The sequence below is a fragment of the Aquiflexum sp. genome, from assembly GCF_977115555.1.
Map to the genome: position 1 here is coordinate 1 of NZ_CDSBKL010000447.1, position 3,131 is coordinate 3,131.

General features: G+C 38.0%; 3 protein-coding genes. 2 read left to right on the top strand and 1 reads right to left on the bottom strand.

Annotation, left to right across the window (positions count from 1 at the left end):
* Positions 1-263 precede the first annotated feature (263 nt).
* Positions 264-956, top strand: coding sequence for a hypothetical protein (locus ACZFYI_RS18050; protein WP_462525518.1), 693 nt, complete (start codon positions 264-266; stop codon positions 954-956).
* Positions 957-1,089: 133 nt separating this feature from the next.
* Positions 1,090-1,440, top strand: coding sequence for a four helix bundle protein (locus ACZFYI_RS18055; RefSeq protein WP_462525519.1), 351 nt, complete (start codon positions 1,090-1,092; stop codon positions 1,438-1,440).
* A gap of 64 nt (positions 1,441-1,504) precedes the next feature.
* On the opposite strand, the gene ACZFYI_RS18060 is transcribed toward ACZFYI_RS18055, so the two are convergent.
* Positions 1,505-2,431, bottom strand: a complete 927-nt coding sequence (locus ACZFYI_RS18060; protein ID WP_462525520.1) for a hypothetical protein — start codon at positions 2,429-2,431, stop codon at positions 1,505-1,507.
* Positions 2,432-3,131: the final 700 nt, after the last annotated feature.

Below are 3,131 nucleotides of genomic sequence, written 5' to 3' on the forward strand. Positions count from 1 at the left end.
AAAAAAATTCTATAAACAATTATTTTTCAGAACTTTATTAAAAAAAAATCTGCCACAAATTCATTTTTTTAAAAACCCTGTCCCAAATCACCCTTGGGCAGTGCAAGGTTATTAAATGTGAAATAAATATTATTTCTTGGCACCAAAATTGAACTTTTAAACTTGAAGTTTTATGCGAATAATGTTTTCCCTTCGTTGGGGAAAGAGTACATCCTTAAAGAAAGAATTTTTGTCAACAGGTAACTTTCAATAATTTTCACACCATGCTTATTATTCAATACCGTGCCCATGATTATTTCCAGCACCAACTTGACGAAAGTTTTATAGGGCTTGCATTTGTGCTGACAGACAAGTACGAAGGCACTATGGATGTATTTCCTCCCCACAAACCCAAGATTATTATCCATGAGGGGTTTATTTGCATCAAAAAACTTGAACTGAATGTAGGTGGGGAGAATGAGACAAGCAAATTCAAAAAGAACCTTGACATTGAATTCAATGAAGTCAAGAAAGTGTTTTTCGATAAATCAGATGAGAGCGAGGATTTTTTTATCAACATCCCTGAAGGCATTTATGACAGGTTGGGTTTTGGCATCCATTTGTCTGACCATTTGGAAAATCCTTCGGTATTTATCGCCGCCTCCTACTACAGCAGTGCCTGTGAACTCATCCCGGTGACCATCGAGCTTTTTGGGGCAAGACCCCGTTTTGACCTCGAAATGAATACAGGCAGTTCCCCCTTACTTTCATTTACCTCCGACAGGACGATCAACCCATCCATTATTTTTGAGATCAATGCTTCCCAATGGCTGGATTCACTGACCATCGAAGATTTGGAGCTAGCTGAAAAAGTGGAAGACACCATCCTGATCAATGACAAAAACAACCGCCACCTTTATTTCAAATTAGCCTCCGAAATCCACAAAGGCGACGAAATCAATGTGGAACTCCGGTAAATGAATAATGATAAATGTTGAATGGGAAATGAGGACTGAATGTATGATTCGGAATATTTTTTCCGATTTTAAACGATTAATTTACCAATCTTGATTTGGTCGTTTTGTATTTTAGTGGAAAAGGAAACTAAAAATGAAAAATCCGATCGTAGATAAAAGCTTCATTTTCGCAGAGAAAATTCTTAACATTTATTTCTTCCTTCGGGAAAATAATCATTACAGGTTAGCTGATCAAATTGTTGGTTCAGGCACCTCTATAGGTGCGAATGTAGAGGAAGCACAGGCAGCCCAATCAAAAAATGACTTCATTTCAAAAATCAGCATTGCTTCCAAAGAAGCGCGGGAAACAGCATATTGGATCAAATTGCTAGATCGAAAAGAATTGATCAGGGACCATCCGGACTTCATTTTTTTGCAATCCGAAATCTTAGAAATAAATAAAATTCTAAACTCAATCCTCATTTCCTCAAAAAATAACCGCTAACCCCAATTCTACATTATTAATTTCATTCATCATTCTCAATTCATAATTCTTCATTCATAATTCTTCATTCAAAAAACTCCCACACCTTCCCCACATACAATTCCCCGCCAAAGCTCTCCTTCCATTGGACGAGACTTTCCTTGGGCAATCCTGTTTTGGGATCGGTCACGCCACCGAGATCGATGTATTTTTCCCCCACATGACGCATCAGATACCCTAAAAGAAGGTCTACAGCCCTGTTTTTTCTGCCGTCTTCGGTAGAAGCGATGTATTGTGTCCTTGCCACCTCAGGATGTACAAAAACCGTCACTCCTGCTAAAATTTCCCCTTTATGGTAGGCATTAAACTGTCGGATCTTTTCAGGATTTTTCCCTGCAAGATATTCAATCTCAGCAAGGCTGTGAACCGGTTCATACCCAAGAACCTGCTTGTGGTAAGGCATCAGGATTTCTTCCCAGAAAGTCACAAAACCATCATCCTCTTCTATATGGATGCCTAAATTCATAGCCTTTTGGACACCCCATCTCTTGCCCCTGTCAGAAATCACTTTTGGAAGTTCTATGGCATAATTAGGATCCTCATCCACCAAGACCCCACCACTTGAGAGCATCAGGGCATCGTTGTCAAGCTTTTCAGAATGGTAAAACTCCGGGACAGGTTTTACCCGGATCCTGTCGAATCCTTTCCTAAATAAGAATTTTAGAGTGGATTGGATAATTTCCTGTTGGAGGACGGAATCAATCCCCTTCTTAAAAATCCAACCTCCGTAAGTCAGTCCCTGATGGGACAAAAATGACTTTTGATAGCTGTTGCCAGGCAATACAGCAAGAAGTTCCTTCCCGCTATAGACCACAAGAGAAGCATCGGTAAAACGGTCTTTATGGTAATCCATAAAATTCCTGGAATGAAGGAATACCCCATTGGAACTGATATCAATCAGCTCATTCCAGGCCTCTATTTCAGATGGGGTATAGTACTTTATTTCAAACAAGGTAATGGGGGATTAAGTATGAAAATGGGGATAAAAGCGATACTATGATTTAAAATCAGCAGTCAAGACTGGGCAATAGATTTTCCTTGTGCTGGGTTATTGCGAGATGATAAATGAAATGAATCAGTAAAAATTCAGAATTATTTCGAAAATAAATTGAGTGATATTGGGTCAATTGGCTCTAGGTCCTTGGAGGTGATTAGGAAACTTAAAGCCAATGTATAAACTATTTTATGCTATATGTCTTTGCCATTTTGGGGCTTTCAAATATTCCTTTTGTTTTCATTTGTGGTTGCAAATATTCTAAAACCTTTTGTTTCCTTTTGTTTCTGTTGTGGTTACAAATATTCTAAAACCTTTTGTATCCTTTTGTTTCTTTTGTGGTTAGAAATATTCTAGAACCTTTTGTATCCTTTTGTTCTTATTGTGGTTGCAAATGTTTTAGAAGCATAACCCACTTTTGTGCCTTTTGTGGTTTCAATCTACCGAACTTCCTTGGTACCCTCTTGATTCTATTGTGGTTACAAATATTCTAAAACCTTTTGTATCCTTTTGTTTCTATTGTGGTTGCAAATGTTCTAGATACCTAGGCTTCTTTTGTGCCTTTGTGGTTTCAATCTAGCGAACTTCCTTGGCACCCTTTATTTCTATTGTGGTTACAAATATTCTAAAACCTTTTGTATCCTTTTGTTTCTATTGT

Excerpts from the sequence above, each read along its gene's own strand:
- ACZFYI_RS18050 (WP_462525518.1), top strand. The coding sequence starts at position 264 with ATGCTTATTATTCAATACCGTGCCCATGATTATTTCCAGCACCAACTT.
- ACZFYI_RS18055 (WP_462525519.1), top strand. The coding sequence starts at position 1,090 with ATGAAAAATCCGATCGTAGATAAAAGCTTCATTTTCGCAGAGAAAATT.